At 40.3% G+C, this 17,365-nt stretch carries 17 protein-coding genes; 14 read left to right on the top strand and 3 right to left on the bottom strand.

The features are described 5' to 3' along the window. The first annotated feature begins 126 nt into the window (after positions 1-126). From Q8S11_RS14810 to Q8S11_RS14760, 11 genes are all read left to right on the top strand, one after another. Positions 127-1,158 carry a glycerophosphodiester phosphodiesterase family protein gene (locus tag Q8S11_RS14810; protein ID WP_305662900.1) on the top strand — a complete coding sequence of 344 codons (1,032 nt, stop codon included), beginning with the start codon at positions 127-129 and terminating at the stop codon, positions 1,156-1,158. A gap of 152 nt (positions 1,159-1,310) precedes the next feature. Beyond that, positions 1,311-2,246, top strand: coding sequence for a YihY/virulence factor BrkB family protein (locus Q8S11_RS14805; protein WP_305662899.1), 936 nt, complete (start codon positions 1,311-1,313; stop codon positions 2,244-2,246). 26 nt (positions 2,247-2,272) lie between these two features. Next, on the top strand, positions 2,273-2,854 hold the full coding sequence (locus Q8S11_RS14800; RefSeq protein WP_305662898.1) for a DUF1801 domain-containing protein: 582 nt from the start codon (positions 2,273-2,275) through the stop codon (positions 2,852-2,854). Between the two features lie 163 nt (positions 2,855-3,017). Continuing rightward, positions 3,018-4,466, top strand: a complete 1,449-nt coding sequence (locus Q8S11_RS14795; protein WP_305662897.1) for a DUF1080 domain-containing protein — start codon at positions 3,018-3,020, stop codon at positions 4,464-4,466. Between the two features lie 7 nt (positions 4,467-4,473). After that, the gene (locus tag Q8S11_RS14790) at positions 4,474-6,426 is read left to right on the top strand and encodes a c-type cytochrome (RefSeq protein WP_305662896.1); all 1,953 of its coding nucleotides are present in this window, start codon (positions 4,474-4,476) and stop codon (positions 6,424-6,426) included. A gap of 81 nt (positions 6,427-6,507) precedes the next feature. After that, positions 6,508-6,873: a hypothetical protein gene (locus Q8S11_RS14785; RefSeq protein WP_305662895.1), complete on the top strand. Its 366-nt coding sequence runs from the start codon at positions 6,508-6,510 to the stop codon at positions 6,871-6,873. Positions 6,874-6,954: 81 nt separating this feature from the next. After that, the gene (locus Q8S11_RS14780; protein WP_305662894.1) at positions 6,955-7,407 is read left to right on the top strand and encodes a hypothetical protein; all 453 of its coding nucleotides are present in this window, start codon (positions 6,955-6,957) and stop codon (positions 7,405-7,407) included. Between the two features lie 21 nt (positions 7,408-7,428). Continuing rightward, a complete protein-coding gene (locus Q8S11_RS14775) occupies positions 7,429-8,280 on the top strand; it encodes a hypothetical protein (RefSeq protein ID WP_305662893.1) in 852 nt (283 codons plus the stop codon). A 1-nt stretch (position 8,281) separates the two neighbouring features. Next, complete coding sequence (locus Q8S11_RS14770) at positions 8,282-8,959, top strand: response regulator transcription factor (protein ID WP_305662892.1); 678 nt, start codon at positions 8,282-8,284, stop codon at positions 8,957-8,959. Then, complete coding sequence (locus Q8S11_RS14765; protein WP_305662891.1) at positions 8,956-10,308, top strand: cell wall metabolism sensor histidine kinase WalK; 1,353 nt, start codon at positions 8,956-8,958, stop codon at positions 10,306-10,308. Before Q8S11_RS14770 ends, Q8S11_RS14765 begins: the two co-directional genes overlap by 4 nt. 377 nt (positions 10,309-10,685) lie before the next feature. Continuing rightward, complete coding sequence (locus Q8S11_RS14760; protein ID WP_305662890.1) at positions 10,686-13,136, top strand: TonB-dependent receptor domain-containing protein; 2,451 nt, start codon at positions 10,686-10,688, stop codon at positions 13,134-13,136. Between the two features lie 56 nt (positions 13,137-13,192). Here the strand turns inward: Q8S11_RS14760 and Q8S11_RS14755 are convergent, their stop codons facing one another. Continuing rightward, positions 13,193-13,867 carry an arylesterase gene (locus Q8S11_RS14755; protein WP_305662889.1) on the bottom strand — a complete coding sequence of 225 codons (675 nt, stop codon included), beginning with the start codon at positions 13,865-13,867 and terminating at the stop codon, positions 13,193-13,195. 338 nt (positions 13,868-14,205) lie between these two features. Between Q8S11_RS14755 and Q8S11_RS14750 the strand changes: the two genes are divergently transcribed. Together Q8S11_RS14750 and Q8S11_RS14745 are read left to right on the top strand one after the other, a co-directional pair. Continuing rightward, positions 14,206-14,415: a DUF2683 family protein gene (locus Q8S11_RS14750; protein WP_305662888.1), complete on the top strand. Its 210-nt coding sequence runs from the start codon at positions 14,206-14,208 to the stop codon at positions 14,413-14,415. Then, a complete protein-coding gene (locus tag Q8S11_RS14745; protein WP_305662887.1) occupies positions 14,412-14,702 on the top strand; it encodes a type II toxin-antitoxin system RelE/ParE family toxin in 291 nt (96 codons plus the stop codon). Before Q8S11_RS14750 ends, Q8S11_RS14745 begins: the two co-directional genes overlap by 4 nt. 99 nt (positions 14,703-14,801) lie before the next feature. Here the strand turns inward: Q8S11_RS14745 and Q8S11_RS14740 are convergent, their stop codons facing one another. Together Q8S11_RS14740 and Q8S11_RS14735 are read right to left on the bottom strand one after the other, a co-directional pair. After that, positions 14,802-15,617 carry a carboxypeptidase-like regulatory domain-containing protein gene (locus Q8S11_RS14740; RefSeq protein ID WP_305662886.1) on the bottom strand — a complete coding sequence of 272 codons (816 nt, stop codon included), beginning with the start codon at positions 15,615-15,617 and terminating at the stop codon, positions 14,802-14,804. A 144-nt stretch (positions 15,618-15,761) separates the two neighbouring features. Then, positions 15,762-16,742, bottom strand: a complete 981-nt coding sequence (locus tag Q8S11_RS14735; RefSeq protein ID WP_305662885.1) for a GlxA family transcriptional regulator — start codon at positions 16,740-16,742, stop codon at positions 15,762-15,764. Positions 16,743-16,899: 157 nt separating this feature from the next. On the opposite strand from Q8S11_RS14735, the gene Q8S11_RS14730 reads away from it, so the two are divergent. Next, the gene (locus Q8S11_RS14730; protein ID WP_305662884.1) at positions 16,900-17,343 is read left to right on the top strand and encodes an SRPBCC domain-containing protein; all 444 of its coding nucleotides are present in this window, start codon (positions 16,900-16,902) and stop codon (positions 17,341-17,343) included. Positions 17,344-17,365 lie beyond the last annotated feature (22 nt).

Genomic DNA, 17,365 nt, shown 5'->3' with positions numbered 1-17,365 from the left:
AACTAAATATTTTTAATTATAAATATAATATATTACTCAATACTCAATACAAAATACTCAATACTCAATACTCAATACTCAATACTCAATACTCAATACTCAATACTCAATACTCAATACTCAATCATGTTAAAAAACCTCAGTTTCTCTGCATTAATTCTACTAATGTTTGCCATGACCAGCATATTATCTGCTCAGGATAAGCCAATAATTTATCTGAGTAATCATACATTTTCCAGTGAAAATAGTATTATAGGTACAGTCAGTTTAAAAGGATCTGATGCGAGGATCAAACTTAAAGGCGATAATGCCAAACGATTTACGCTAAAAGCTAACAAGCTTTCTATCCGGAAAAAACACATTAAATCTGACACAAAATGGTATGATCTGACTATTGAGGCCCAAACAGGATCGGGTAAAGTTGAAGAAACATTCAGATTAGTAAAGGACGATTTTCACAGAAACAGAGTGATTGCACACCGCGGGGCCTGGAAAAATACTGGTGCATCCGAAAATTCAATCTCCGCATTGCAGCATGCGGTACGTCTGGGTTGTCAGGGATCTGAGTTTGATGTACATATGACCCTGGATTCGGTCCTTATAGTTAACCATGATCCCTCTTTTAAGGGTAAAGTTATTCATAGTACGACCTTTGCTGAATTGAAACAGCTCCAGCTTTCGAATGGAGAAAATATGCCGGGTTTGGAAGAATATCTGAAAGAAGGGATAAAACAAAATTCAACTAAACTGGTGCTTGAATTAAAGCCAACCATCAATAAAGAACGTGCTATTCAAAGTGCACGTAAGGTTTATGAACTGGTCAGATCAATGAAGGCTGAGGCATGGATCGATTATATCAGCTTTGATTATAATATTTGTCTGGAGCTGAAGCGTTTGGATCCCTATGCAAGAGTGGCTTACCTGAATGGAGATAAAGCGCCCGACTTGCTTGCTGCAGATAAATTATGGGGACTGGATTATAACCAGAGCGTGTTTCAGAAAAATCCGGAATGGATTGAACAGGCAAAGGCAAAAGGATTGACAATTAATGCCTGGACAGTAAATGATCCAAAATTACTGCAATGGTTTCTGGATCAGAAAATTGATTTTATTACGACCAATGAGCCGGAAATGCTTTTGAAGATGGTTGGGAATTAGTATTTAGTATTGAGTACAAAGTATTGAGATAAGATCCTTATTCATTTGAAATGAATTGATCCTTTGATTACTAATATTCCAATTTACAAAGTTGCAGAGCGTACAACCTAATAACGTACAACGTATAACTTCAATTTTGCTATCTTTATAGCTTGGCAAAGAAAATTCAAAAAGGTCAGAGTTTCGCTGAAAAGGTTGCAGCACTATTCTCACAAATGAAAAGTTCCATCAGTCTTCTCAGACTGAATGATCCGCTTCGGATGGCGGCAGCAACTGCCTTTTTTACAACTTTTGCCCTGCCCCCAATAATCATTATTTTCACACAATTTTTCAGGCTCTGGGTTGATCCCGGTGTTCTGAGTTCAGAGCTGATCAACCGATTAGGCCATATTGTGGGCAAAGGAAGTGCCCGTCAGGTAGAGGGGGTTTTGGAGGCAGTCAGCGGTTTGAATCAAAGCTGGTATGTCACTGTGTTTGGCTTCTTGTTTCTGATGTTTGTTGCCACCACACTTTTTGATGTGATTAAGAACTCTCTGGAGCAGATCTGGGATATTCGTATCCGTCCGAAATCAGGTATCTTTTTTACTATCAGGTATCGGCTTCGTTCACTAATTATTATATTTCTTGCCGGTTTTTTGTTTTTAGCCGCATTATTTTTGGAAGGCATTCAGGTGTTTTTAGGAAATTATATGGGCGGTATTCTAGGCGTAGACAAAAGTTTTTTTTACTACCTGATCAATGATATTATTTTTGTATCAGCAGTAAGTATTTGGTTTACAGTATTATTCAGATTTCTTACCATTGGAAGGCCAAGGTGGAATATTGCCTTTGGAGGAGCACTATTTACCGCAATCCTATTTAATCTGGGTAAATGGATATTGGGTTATCTTCTTATCCAAAGTAATATAGGCACCATTTATGGTGCATCCGGTTCAATGGTTCTTATCCTGCTCTTTGTATTTTATTCCTCTATTATTTTATACTATGGGGCATGTTTTGTCAAGGTATTGAGTGATGCCCAGGGAAAGACTATCCGCACCATAAAAGAAGCCTTCTCTGTTGAATTGCTTGAAATAAAAGATAATTAATTACGAATTACGAATTACCAATTCCTATGACAACTTCTAACCATAAACCCGAAACTATAGATGAATATATTTCACTATATCCCTTAGAGGTTCAGGAGCTTTTGCAAAAGGTCAGGATGGTAATAATGAAGGCAGCACCAGAGGCAAAGGAGGCAATTAAGTATCAGCTCCCTACTATCGTTTTAAATGGCAACCTGGTTCATTTTGGGGCATTTAAAAATCATATCGGATTTTATCCGGCACCATCAGGGATCTCAGTCTTTAAACAGGAACTCTCGGTTTATGAAAGCGGAAAGGGCTCAATTCAGTTTCCCATGGACGGAGAAATCCCGTATGATCTGATCAGTAAGATTGTAAAATTCAGGGTGCAGGAGAACCTTGATAAAATGAAGTCGAAGGGAAAAAAGAACTCAAAAAGCATTGATGGGTTTCCTGATTCCCTTGGAGCACCTGCTAAAAGAGCATTGGAGAGTAATGGGATAAAAATTTTGAAACAGCTTTCAGAATATCGCGAAGCAGAAATTTTAAAATTTCACGGAATGGGTCCGTCTTCCCTGCCCAAATTAAGGGAGGCACTGTTGGCTGTAAACTTATCTTTCAAACCCTGATTTTAAGTGTTTCAATGCTTAAATATCGTATTTAGCCTTTTAAATTTTAGATACTTTTATTGATTCTGCTTTTATTGCATAGCGTCCTCTATGAAAAAAATTAAGCAAATAATCCCAATTTAATATTTCATTATTATCTTTCGCGGTTAAATAGAATTAGAAAATGATTTTCACGTTCAAATATTCAAACACATTGTATAAAACTCTCGCAATATTACTCTGTATTGGTTTTTCAAAAACGCTTTACGGACAGTCGGTAATTCAGCCAGGCATGAATGATCTTACCTTCTTTAAGAAATCGTCCAAAACATGGCAGATTGTAGGTAGTGTTCAGGCAGATCTGAATAAAGCCAATACCCTTTATTTTACAAAAGGAACCGGAGTTTTGCTTAATCTTCCCAACAGCAAGCAGAAAGGAGAAGATTTGTACAGCCTTATGGATTTCGGTGATATCGATCTGGAGCTTGAATATCTGATGGCTTCAGAATCAAATTCAGGGATTTACCTTCAGGGTCGGTATGAGATTCAGCTCATTGATACCTGGGGTGCAACCGCGATCAGATCGGGCAGTAATGGAGGGATCTATGAGCGCTGGGATGATTCAAAACCCGATGGGCAGAAAGGTTATATGGGTTATGCTCCCAGGCAAAATGCAAGTCGCGCACCTGGCCTGTGGCAGAAACTAAAGATTTCTTTTCAGGCACCACGCTTTGATTCAAATGGAAAAAAGACGGCCAATGCAGTGATGCTGAAGGTTGAACTGAATGGGGTAATCATTCATGATCATGTTGAATTATCCGGACCAACACGCGGAGCAATCGCTGATGGGGAGACGGCATCCGGGCCATTGCGCATTCAGGGTGATCATGGTGCTGTAGCATTTCGCAATATTAAGATCAGCAGGTTTGAGAATGCAAGGCCGGCAGAGGCAGTTCAGGCAAATGGAAATTCTGTAGATCCGATTCATATTGAGCCCTCAGAGAATTATATTTTAAGAAGTTTTATGGATCTGCCGGGATCTCCGAGAGTAGTACATGCGGTATCTGTTGGAAGCCCTGAGAAGGTTCATTATACTTATGATATGGATAATTCGGCAATTATTCAGGTCTGGAGAGGTGGATTTTTAAATGCTACACCAATGTGGCATGATCGTGGCGACGGGTCTTCAAGACCATTGGGAATGGTGCAGCGCTTTGGTAAACCCGCACAATCACTGTCAAAACTATCAAACAGGCAATCTGCCTGGATCAGTGATACTGCAGGTACTGGATACCGCCCCAAAGGCTATGCGCTGGATGCAGAAGGCAGGCCAACCTTTAAATATATTATTTATGGTATTTCGGTTAATGATGCAATTAAATTGCTCGAAAAGGGACAGGGAATTACCCGACAGATTACTCTTTCAGACAATCCGGCCGGTCTGTATTTCCGCCTGGCTGAGGCGGCCAATATTACCGAAGTATCCCAGGGCCTTTATCTGATAGATGATCAATCCTATTTCCTGCGTTTGGATGAAAGTGGCGGTTCAAAGGCCATTATCCGAGATCAAAATGGACGAAAGGAACTAATTATCGCTGCAGTTAAGAGTTTAAGCTATTCAATTTTATTCTGATCCCGATATGAAACATCTAAAATATATATATCATTCAGTTCTTTTCATTTCAATGCTTGGATGCAGTATTTCTGCCAGGGCACAGGAAACTCCTAAAGAGGAAGATTTCTTTAAAATTATGAAGGTTGCTACCCCAGAAGGGATTATCCTGGAAGTCGGCGGGCTCGTAAGCCTGCCAAATGGTGATCTGGGAATTTCAACCCGTCGCGGGGATATTTTTATTGTTGAGAATCCGACAAGCAGCAGACCATATTTCAGAAAATTTGCTTCGGGTATGCATGAGGTTCTGGGCCTGGCTTATAAGGATGGCGCACTATACTGTGCCCAAAGAGGTGAACTAACTAAACTGCTGGATACGAATCTGGATGGGAAGGCGGATGTGTATGAAACCGTCTATTCCTGGCCGCTATCCGGTCATTATCATGAATATAGTTTCGGACCAAAGATCGCTCCCGACGGTTCATTTTTTGTGACAGGGAACGTAGCTTTTGGCAGTGAGGAATGGTGGAGAGGTGAAAGCCGTGTGCCCTGGAGAGGATGGGCAATGCGTATCACGGAAGATGGTAAGATGCAACCCTGGGCTACCGGAATGCGCTCCCCGGCAGGTCTGGGATTTTTGGACAATGAACTCTTCTATACTGATAACCAGGGTGACTGGATGGGTTCAGGAGCTTTATGGAAAATTGAGAAAGGTGATTTTATGGGACACCCGGCAGGTTTAGCCTGGACCGGCAGACCTGAATCTCCTGTTAAATTGACAGAATCTCAGTTCAATTCGAAAATTGATCCACGTAAAACGAAGAATGACAAGGGCCGTTACATAAAGCCCGAAAATATTGTCAACGAGAATTTTAAGACTCTTTTTGATATGAAAGAGGAGTTTTCTGAACTGCGATTGCCTGCTGTCTGGCTTCCTTACGGGATTCTGGGAATTTCAACTTCCGAGCCAATCACTATTCCAAAAGGACATTTTGGGCCTTATGAAGGTCAGATTCTGGTTGGTGATCAGGGCATGAGTATGTTATCGCGGGTCTTTATGGAAAAGGTTAACGGAGAGTATCAGGGTGCATCCTTTGTGTTTAAAACCGGGTTCAGATCAGGGGTGATGCGAATGTCATGGGCAAGGGACGGGTCTTTATTTATTGGTGAAACAAACAGGGGCTGGGGTTCTGCCGGCGAAGCGAATGAAGGTTTGGAGCGACTGGTTTGGAACAATAAAATGCCATTTGAAATGAAGGCGGTAAGGGCGATGCCTGATGGATTTGAGATTGAATTTACCCAACCCGCTGATCCCAAATCAGCGGAAGATCTGGCCTCCTATTCGGTTGAAAGTTATATTTATAAATATCAGCCGGTTTATGGTAGTCCGCCGGTAAATACCCAAACCCTGAATATTAAAGGGGTAAAACTTTCTGCCGACGGATTAAAAGCAAGGATTGTAGTGGATAATCTTCGCAGGTATTATATTCATACGATCAAGCTTGATGGAATCCGTGAAAAGGAGAATTATTATTCACTTGTACATCCCACAGCCTATTATACCCTGAACAATATCCCGGAAGGTCCAAAATTATCGATTTCTGAATTGAGCACGAAAAATTCGGCTTTGATCCCTGAAAAGGCTACACAAAGTACCGGAGTTCCGCAAAAATCGACAGGTTCTAATGAAAAGTCAGCTACAAAGCCTGAGCAATCCGAAAAGGTGCCTACGTTCAATGATCTGAAATCGATGATGGCCTCTTATACCTGTTTATCATGCCATAATCCCGATAGAAAACTGGTTGGCCCTTCATTTAAGGATATTGCTAAGCGAAAATACAGTCCCGAAAAAATTTTGCAGCTTATTCATAATCCTCAGCCTGAGAACTGGCCCGAATATCCAACCCCTATGCCACCAATGCCGCAGGTTAAAAAGGAAGATGGTTTGAAAATAGCAGCATATATTAATTCACTCAGATAAATTTTTTTAAAATTTCATCTTGTCTTCATCTTGGCTGCCAATCTTTAGGTATTATTTACAATCGCACTAAAATTGAGAGTCATGAGAACATATATTTTATTTTTTATCGTATTTCTATTAAGCTTCTCTGCGTATTCCCAGACAGGTGGAGGCATGCGTAGAGGTGGTCAGTCAGGTTCTGGAAGAGGGGCCGGAACTCAAACAATGGGTGCTGAGGGTCAGAGAACAGGGCAAAGGCCTGCAGAAGGAGTAAAAGGCAAAGAGCGCAGACAGGGAGGTGATTGTAATTCCAGTGGAAGGGGCACAAGTATTGATGCCGGTGGTACAGCAGGAACAGGGTTTAGAACAAGAACTGGTACTGGAGCAAGAATGGGTGCAGGAACGAAAATCAGCCAGCCAAATATCCGAACAAATATCCGCGTAAATAACGGAGTTCGGATCTTTTAAGGCTTCCATCATATATATTGCCTTTATATTGAATGATCGTTTGCCTCATTATGAGGCAAACTTTCGTTATTTTTACAGGAAATGAAATTAATAGCTGTTTATCTTACAATTACCCTGTTTGCCTTTTGTGGGATGCTGCCGTCTGTACTATATGCCGGGGAGGGGAAAATTGTGGATAAAGCAGTAAGATTGATTACTGTGGAAGGGTTGCCGATGATTTTTCAGGATACTATTCCGATAAAAAGGACAGGCGATAGAAAGGAACAGGATCATCCGGCTGCAGATAACCGGCAAGGGGGAAACAGACCGGGTGGAAACAAACCCCGGGAAAATGAACCGGGAGATAAGCGGCCGGAAGATATCAGGCGAATACAGGAAATTAATGCTGAAAATCAACGAATTCGTGAGAAATCAGGTATTAAGGAAGTACCCCGTTCAATACCAAAATTGAAGCCTAAGGCAGTAACTGACCGTGTACCCATAAGAAGACCTCCAATGAGGGTGCCAAAGAAAGGATTTGGCGGTATTCATTAGTAGAGTTTCAGTTTATTTCATATGAAGAAAGGGACCATTTCATTGGCAGCTTTGTTGCTTTTTGCAGGAAATTCATATGCCCAGCGGGATTCCACAGAAGAAGGTGCAAGGCAGACCACTCTTACCCTTGCCGGAATTTATGGTAATAATGCCAATTATTACGGACAAACTGCTGAGCAAAAATTACCTTATGTTCTTACCAATGCTTCTCTTCGATTAAAGAGTGGTCTTTATTTTTCTGTTGGTTCATATAAACTAACCAATGCAGGTGGCCCGGCCATATCCGAGTTTGATCTGTCAACTGGATTTGAAGTTGATATTTCAAAAAATTTCAATGCTGCGCTTGGGTATAGCCGTTCTTTTTTTGCCAGGAACTCTCCGCTTTTGGGTGCTGCAAATGAAAATACACTAAGTGCATCATTGGTTTACGACCTGAAAATTTTTAAAACCGGGTTGAATACCTATTATGCCTTTGGTACTCAGCGTGATTTATTCATGTCCTTCAGTGCTTCAAAAGCATTAAATCTCGGAAGTTTATTCAGTAAGAATGATTTTATTTCCTTTGAGCCGGGTATTGAAGTAGTAGGTGGCACACTTCATTACCTGGAAGAATATATTGTGAGGCGCGACCGGCCTGAGAATCCGATGGCTTTCGATTCCCATCCATCAAACCGGGAGCTAAGCTATAGAATTACCCGTGATGCGAGCAGCTTCGATATGATCTCGTATAATATGAATTTTTTGCTGGGTTATAATCGGAGCAATTATCTGATCGAAAGCGGATTACAGGTTTCAACATTAGGCAAAAATGTTTCTGAATCGAAACAAAAAGCACGTTCATTTTTTAATTTAAGTCTATACTACCAATTTTGATTTGAAAGTACTACTGATTGAAGACGAAAAGACGCTGGCTTATGAAGTCGAAGCGTTTCTTAAAAAAGCATTTTACATCTGTGACCTTGCACATACTGCACGTAAGGGACTGGAAATGCTTGGAGTGAATCCTTATGATTTTATTTTACTGGATCTTGGTCTACCCGACCTCGATGGATTAAAGGTATTGCAGGAAGCAAAAAAATTAAATCCTGACGCGGCATACATCATTCTTACAGCCAGAGGAAATATAGAAGATCGCATTGTTGGTTTGGATCTGGGAGCTGATGATTATCTGCCCAAACCTTTTTCCCTGCTCGAATTGCAATCCAGAATGCAGGCTATATCCCGAAGAAAGTTTAATGTCAATACCCATGAACTTGACCTTGGCGAATTTAAAATCGATCTTCAGAAGCGGATAGTTAGTCATTCCGGAACGGAGATTGAACTGACCCGTAAGGAATTTGACCTGCTCAGCTACCTGCTACTGCACAAAAACAGGGTGCTCACAAGGATGCAGTTAAGCGAGCATATTTGGGGAACCTTTACGGATGATGATTACGATTCTAACTACATTGATGTCCACATCAAAAATATTCGCAAAAAACTGAGCGCTTTTGGACCGGTTGAATGGCTGGAAACGGTCAGGGGTGTAGGATATAAAATCAGAATTAAATGAAATTAATCAGCAAGCTTACCCTATTTATTACGCTGTCAAAGCTTGCCATCGTATTGCTTTTTGTACTCACACTTCCCTATCTGATTGAAGGAATTGCCAGGACCTATACTGATTATTACCTCAGGCAGCAGCAGGAAAAAGTTCTTGAAGTGGTATCCAGAAACGGGGTTGAATCGTACCTGCAAGGCGAAGAAAGCTATGGTAGCTATACCATGCTGAAAGAAGAATATATCTCCCTTGAGCCCGTGGCCAGCGGTTTTAAGATTGATACCATTTATACCGATGAACGAATTATTGAACAGGATACTCTGGATTACAGGGTTTTAACCTATTCTTTTCCGGCCGACAGCGGCACTTACCTGATGGAAGTTGGCAAGACCATTGATACCATCGATCAGTATAACCGGCCTTTGCAACGAATCGCAACTTATGTGCTTCTGGCTTTGATTCTGATCACCCTGATCATAGATCTGTTTTATACACGCTACCTTCTTAAGCCATTGGGTGAAATCATCAATACTAAAATCAGGAACAGGAAATTCCCCTTTAATGAAAATTCAATCCCGGTTAAAACCACAACTACTGATTTTCAATACCTGGATACTTCACTGATCAGTCTGATGCAACAAATTCATGAAGCTTTTGAAAAAGAGAGGGAATTTACTGCAAATGCATCTCACGAATTAATGACACCTATAGGTATACTTCAGAACAAAATTGAAAACCTGATGGGAGAGCCGGAACTATCAGAACTGGTGCAGTTACGGCTGATCGGAATGCAAAGAACCCTGAACCGGCTCAAACGCATTGTACATTCATTACTTCTGATTTCCAGAATTGAAAACGAACAGTTCAGTAAAAAGGAATCGGTAAGGGTGGCCGAATTGTTTGATGATGTGTTGGATGAGATTAATCATAGGTTAAGTGAAAGGGAGATCAGTCTGGAGACAAACATTTCAAAACAGCTTTTACTCATTAACATTAACCGCGATTTGTTGTTCCAGTTAGTTTATAACTTGGTGAACAATGCGATCAGGTATAATAAGCCTAATGGGAGCATCCGGATCTGGGACCAATTAAATCCAGATGGTTCTTATGAAGTTAATATCACTGATACCGGTATCGGCATTCCTGAAGATGAAATCGGGACTATCTTCAATCGGTTTCAGAAGGCTAATAAATCTGAAGAATCTGCCGGTTATGGCCTCGGACTATCGATTGTAAAAAGTATTGCCGACTATCACCAGATCAACATTGAAATCATTTCTGAGATTTCTGAGGGAACAACGTTTTCGATTGTTTTTCCGGAGGAACTGGTGGGTAGTGGAGAGTTGAGAATGGAGAGTTGAGAATTGGAAATAGGGAATGGGGAGCAAAGTCTGTAGCTTTTATTTCATTTGAGTAAGGTTTCATCCCGATCCGCCCCGGGCGGAGAAGGAACTTATTAAATGTCAAGTAATGACAATCTCTATTTAAATATTCCAGCATCCTAGCCAGAATCCCCTTTCTGCTCAGCAGCCCTTTGTCATGGCGGGCTTGATCCGCCACCGCCACAAATATGCGAAAATCCCTTTTTCACTTTTTTCTGTAACCTATTCATTTCCCTGCCGTCTTATCATCAAATACATTTAAACCAATACCAGCAATCAGATTTCCTGTTTTGTAGCAAGAGTCATTGAAACGATTTTTAGGAGGGTTTTTGTGCAGATTTTTGGATAATAAAGAAATGAATAAACTATACTTTGCATTTATACTTACTATACTTTGTTTCCTTTGTTCCGCAGGATCCGGCTTTGCCCAAAACAAAATTCCGGGATCAAAAATAAGCGGAACTGTATTGGATGAAGAGAAAAAGCCCCTTGATTTTGCGACCATAAGTCTTTTGAAAAGCATTGATTCTTCATTGGTCCGTACAGCTCTAAGCGATCTGGATGGTAAGTTTTTACTATCTGATTTACCCGCAGGAGATTATTTTCTAACCGCCAGCATGATTGGATTTAAGAAAACAAGTACTAAAGCATTCAGCATCAATCAGGCAAACCCTTTGATGAATTTCCCTGAGATCATTGTAGCAAAGGATAGTAAAATGCTTGGAGAAGTGACTGTGAGAGCCATAAAGCCATTTGTTGAGCGGAAAATGGACAGGCTGGTTGTAAATGTTGAGAACAGCAGTGTTGCCACAGGTTCAACAGCACTGGAAGTACTTCAGCGAGCTCCGGGGGTTACTGTAGACCAGAATGATAACATTGCCATGCAGGGTAAGCAGGGTGTCTTAATTATGATTGATGGCAAGCAAACCTATATGAGTAATGCAGATGTCGCAAACCTGCTGAAAAGTATGCCCAGTTCACAGATCGAAACCATTGAACTCATCACCAATCCTTCTGCCAAATACGATGCGGCCGGTAATTCGGGAATTATCAATATCAAAACCAAAAAAAGCAATAATGTGGGTACGAACGGTACCCTGACAGCCGGTACCGGCTATGGGGATAACTATCGTTCAAATGCCGGACTCTCATTGAACCACCGGAACAGGGATATCAACCTTTTTGGAAATTATAATTTCTCAAGTGTAGACCGTGGGCAGGATTTGAGCATTAACCGGGAGGTTGCAAATTCAAATGTGATGACCTATTTCGGGCAGCAAGTAAATTCATTAAGGAAAAACGATAATAATAATTTTAAAGCAGGGCTTGACTTTTTTCTGAATAAGAATAATACACTGGGATTTCTGGTGAATGGTTACAGCAATTCAGGTTCAGATTTGAACAATAATATAACTGCTATCGGGCGATCATACAGCCAGGCCGATTCATCGGTAATTGCGATCAACAATGAAAACAGTAAGTACAGTAATATGGCTTATAATTTGAATTATAAATCAGTTCTGGATACTTCAGGAATGGAGCTTTCAGTTGACCTCGATTATTCACGTTTTAATGGCGATAACCGAACACTGTACGACAATCAATTTGTGAATTATAACGGACCGAACAAAGCTCCTTCTTTAATCAGGAACAGTACCCCCTCTCTGATCAATATTAAGGCCCTCAAAGCAGATTATACCCTGCCTTTGAATAAGACCATGAAGTTTGAAGCCGGAATAAAGAGCAGCATTGTTAAAACTGATAATGATTTCAGGTTTGAGGAACTGAAAGGCAGTAATTGGGAAAATGATATCCGGAGAAGCAATCAGTTTGTATATGATGAAAATGTAAATGCCGCCTATACTAATCTGAATAAACAGTTTAAGAAAACCAGTATTCAGTTTGGATTGAGGGCAGAACAAACAAATTCAAAGGGAAATTCCATCACTACTTCCAAACTGGTGGAGCGTAGCTATCTGGATATTTTCCCGAGTTTATTTATCAATCAAACACTTTCTAAGAATCTGGATATGGCTTTGTCTTACAGTCGCCGCATCGACCGCCCGAGTTATGATGCTTTGAATCCCTTTATTTACTTTCTTGATCAGTACACCTATAATCAGGGAAATCCATTCCTGAATCCGCAGTATACCAATAACTATGAAGTGTCTTATAATTATAAAAAGACGTATAATCTATCGTTAAATTACAGCCTGACCAGGGATGTGATTACTGAGGTTTTGCTTCCTGATACTGCAAAAAAGGCATTATTCCAGACCAATGAGAATCTTGACAAACAGATCAATTATGGTTTAAACCTGAATGCCCCAGTCACTTTAAGCAAATGGTGGAGCAGCAGTAATAATATACTTGCATACTATCTTGGCTTTCGATCTTCCGACCTTAGGGGCCAGGATCTGAACAGCGGAAAAGTAGCATTTCAATTTAATTCTCAGCATAAATTCAGTATCAGCAAGACCTTAAGTGCAGAGCTTCTGGCTGATTACAGATCCCCGATTGAGTATGGAACTTTGAAAATAAGTTCACAGTATGGTATTGATCTGGGCATCAGTAAGACTTTATTAGACAAGCGGGCAAATATCAAATTTGCGCTGAGCGATATATTTGATACGCGCCGCCAAACAATAACCAGTGCTTATACCGGACTTAACTACAATCTGGAGCAGAAAAATGAAACCCGGATTGGCCGTCTGAGTCTGAGTTACCGCTTCGGTAAGACAGAAATTAAACCCGAACGTCGCCGCTCAACCGGATTGGAAGATGAGCAAAGACGAATTAAAAATTAGTTTAATGTTGATTGGTTGAAATGGCCCCCCGATAATTATCGGGGGCCTTTCGTTTTTTACAGTAGTTCTTTCAATACCACCCAAACATTTTCGGCTAGTATTTTATGTCCTTCAGGAGTTGGATGAATGCCATCACTCTGATTCAGTTCAGGAACACCGCCAACCTTATCGAGCAGGAATGGAACTAATGCCATATTGTTTTTCTTAGCCAGTTCCGGAAAGATCACCCTGAATTCAGAAGCATATTTGCTACCCATATTGGGAGGCACTTCCATGCCGGTCATTACCTGTTTAGCATCCGGATATTTAGCCTTTACCTGGTCAATGATACTCTGAAGGTTCTTCCGGGTTTCAGTAAGCGGAATCCCTCGTAAGCCATCATTTGCACCCAGTTCGAGTACGAACACATCAACTTTTTGTTTTAATAACCAGTTGATCCGTTCTTTTCCGGCGGCAGTAGTTTCACCGCTTAATCCGGCATTGATCACCTCATAAGGAAGATTTAAGGAATCGATTTTATTTGCAATAAGCGCCGGAAAAGCTTCTTCCGGCTCTACTCCAAGACCTGCAGTAAGACTATTTCCAAAGACGAGAATAGTTTTCTTCGTAGTTACATTCGATACAGCCAGGCTATCAGCACTCTCAGTATCAGCTTTTTTATTTTCACTGTTTCCGCAAGCGGTGATAATAGCAAACAGGAAAAGTATGCCGTAAAATTTTATTTTGAACATATCATTTGAATAAAGGAATCCGAAAATACAGATTTAGGGTTTTGTTTCCTAAAGGGATTTTAGACCCGATGGCTATTGGGTTACGAATTTACTTAGGCGTTATGCATTTAAATTCGTAAGTCACCACGCTGAATGTGACTGACGAAATCTATTTCCACTCGCAAAGGTGATTTCGTAATTCGAACCTTGTATAATGGATAGAATGATTATTGTATGATAATTTGTAAATTTGATTTAATATCAGTGTATAACTAAAGAACTTAAAAAAGCTGCTGGGTAATAGTAAAAGATAGTCTGAGGCAATCTATTCATTAGAAAGATATTAACGAATTTGTATTATGGAAACCTACGTTGTACGTCCCGATAAATTTCAGGAAAAGGCCTTAAAAGCATTTTTAAAAGCATTAGAAGTTCCTTTTGAAATTAAAAAGGAAGCAAATTTACCTGCGCATGTAGTTTCAGGCATTAGAAAGGGACAGGAAGATATTGAAGCAGGTAAAAGTATAACACTAGAAGAATTTAAGGATAAGATAGCTATTAGAAAATGAGTTTGCCGGTTATTATTTCCGAAACCGGCGTTAAAACTTATGGGGCAATTTGCGATCAAATAGTGGAAAGATTAGGAAATAAAGCCCTCGATGATTTTAAAAGAAACACGATTAAAACTTTAGAGTTAATAGGCAGTTCTCCGTTAATTTATAAGGAAACAGATTTTGACCCGAATATCAGAATTGGATTAATAAAGAAAATATCATCTGTTTTTTATGAGGTTAAACCAGATAAGATTGAGGTACTCTTTTTTTGGGATAACAGGCAGGAACCAATGGAATTTTAAATTAGATAAAATTTCCGCTCTGTCAGGTGATTTCAAGTTGGATCGTTGACTTACGAATTTACTTAGGCGTCATACCGGTTAAATTCGTCAGTCGCTTTATCAATACGCTGCTTTCACCGTAAAGCCAATCCCAAACGATCTAACTTTTTCCCAGTCTGCCTGACTTGTTTCACGAGCGATGATCGCTCCATTCATGAGGCTTCCTGAGAACATAATATTCCCTGAGGCACTTTCAATCCATTCGAGGCTTACAAAGAAGTCCTCTTCTGCAACGATATTATAGGAATCCAAGTCTACAAATAGCTTTCCATTTTGCACCGGGGCATTCACGAAGATGTTCTTATCCTGAATAAGTTTATCCGGAAGCCCGTCTTTTAAGCTGTAAAAATTCAACCTGAGCTTAATTGGTTTATTATCTTTTGAAACTACAGAGGCTGTAAAGGATTTTATGTAGGTAGGTGCCTTTTTAATTTTGATAATTATCCCAACCTCATTGCCCAGCCTGTTTGAAGTAAAGCCAACCGAAACTCTTTGAGATACGGTCGGGTTTCCCAGTACCCTTTCTTTCAGTTCTTTGCTTGAGATAATTACATCCGGTAAAAGGAAGGAAGATGGCTGCATTGAAATCTCTTTATCAGCAAGTTGTGTGATAAAGTCGGAAATGGTAAAAACCTTTGGCGCATAACCCAGCATAGAAACGCGCACAGTATCCATGGCATTAGCTTCAGGAATCGTGAGTTTGAATTTTCCTGACTCATCACTTACCGTACCGATACTTTTCCCAATCAAACCAATATTAACATAGGCCAGAGGATTGCCAGAACCGGCTTCCTTAACCACTCCTTCAGCAATTATTTGTGCCAAAATGGCCTGGCTAATAAATAAAAATACGATCAGAAATACTGAAGATTTCATTTGTTTTTTATTGGGATACAATGCAAATGTATTGGTTTACTATAATATTTCAAGATGTGTTATGGTAAAGTAAAAGATTCAGAGACCAAAGAAATGAATTAAACTTTCCTTGGAGGTGATTAACTGATTTTGGCCAATCATTCATTAAAGTTTAGCTGAATTATATTTATTCTGATACTCCATGGGAGATATCCCTGTAATCTTTCTAAAAACCTCCCTGAAAGCCTTCAAATCAGAATATCCCACTTCATACATCACCTCATTTACGGTTTTCGGACTACTCTCAAATGCCCGTTTTGCCGCTTCAATTTTAACCCGTTGTGCATATTCGCCCGGGGTATTGCCGGTTGCTTTGATAAACCGCCGGTCGAAATTCCGCCTGCTGACAGAGAATCTGGAGGATAATTCTTCAAACGAGATCTTCTGGTGTAATTCAGCTTCAATATGGGCTTGTGCTTTTTTAACCACTTCATCACTGTGTAGTTTCTGTCCGGTGAAAATGGCAAAATCCGACTGGCTGTTACGGTCCATTTCGATTTGAAATACTTTAGAGCAATAAATGGCAGTCTCCCTGTCGCAATATTTTTCTACAAGGTAAATGATAAGATTCAGGAAAGAATAGGCACCACCATTCGTATAAATGCCGTTTTCATCGGTGATCAGTTTATCAGCCTGCAGATTTACCTCCGGAAACAGACTTCTGAAATTTTCGGCTGCAGCCCAATGCGTTGAACAACTTCTGCCATTCAGCAAACCGCTTGAAGCCAATAGAAATGCGCCAGTGCAGATCGAAGCAACTTCAGCACCCTGATTATATTGTCGTTCAATCCAGTCCATCATCACCTTGTTTTGAGCTACCGCCTGCTGATAATTATGATTCAGCGAGGGGATAATTATCAGATCGGTTCTGCTGATTGCCGAGATATGAACATGCGGCTTAACGGCAAATAAACCATCATAATACTCAACTGTTTTTGAAATACCTGCTAATTGGATCCGTAACAAATCGCCCCTGCCCTTCTGCTGACAATAGGCGTTAGCTCTGGAAAGTATTTTGTAGGAACCAACAATGCTGCTGAGGTTATTGGCTTCGCCTGATGGGACAAGAATCGTGATATGTTTCATTTTGGGAATTGAGAAATTTATTGGGCATTAAAAAATAATACACATGTACAAAGCTAGTATACTTAATGTCTATATCAACCCTCCATAATGTCTATTTAGCCACCTGCGAAAATGCTTTAAAGCAAATAATTTTGTTACATACAAATCTAAGTGACCTATGGCAACAAAAGACTTCACGCTAAGCCTGCTGACTGATCAGAGTCCCGAAAAGGTATTTCAGTCCGTAAACAATGTTCGCAACTGGTGGACGGGATATTATTCGGAAGAAATTATTGGTGACACAGAGAAACTCAATGATGAGTTTAGTTTCAGTGCCGGAGAAGGGGTTCATTTTACGAGACATAAATTAGTGGAAGTAATCCCTAACAGGAAAGTCGTCTGGCTCACAACAGAAAGCAAGTTGAATTTCACTCAAAAGCAAGACGAATGGACAGGCAGCAAGGTGATTTTTGAGATCTCGAAAATTGCCAACAAAACCGAATTGGTATTTACCCATGAAGGCTTGAATCCCGAAGCAGAATGTTACGAAGCCTGTGCCCCGGCCTGGACCCAGTATTTGCAAGGCAAGTTATTGCCACTTATCGATGCAGATAATGTTTAGTAGTAGTTTACCTGAAAGCCTC

It is taken from the genome of Daejeonella sp. (genome assembly GCF_030695525.1).
Classification (GTDB): domain Bacteria; phylum Bacteroidota; class Bacteroidia; order Sphingobacteriales; family Sphingobacteriaceae; genus Daejeonella.
This window is presented reverse-complemented; position numbering and strand designations above follow the sequence as displayed.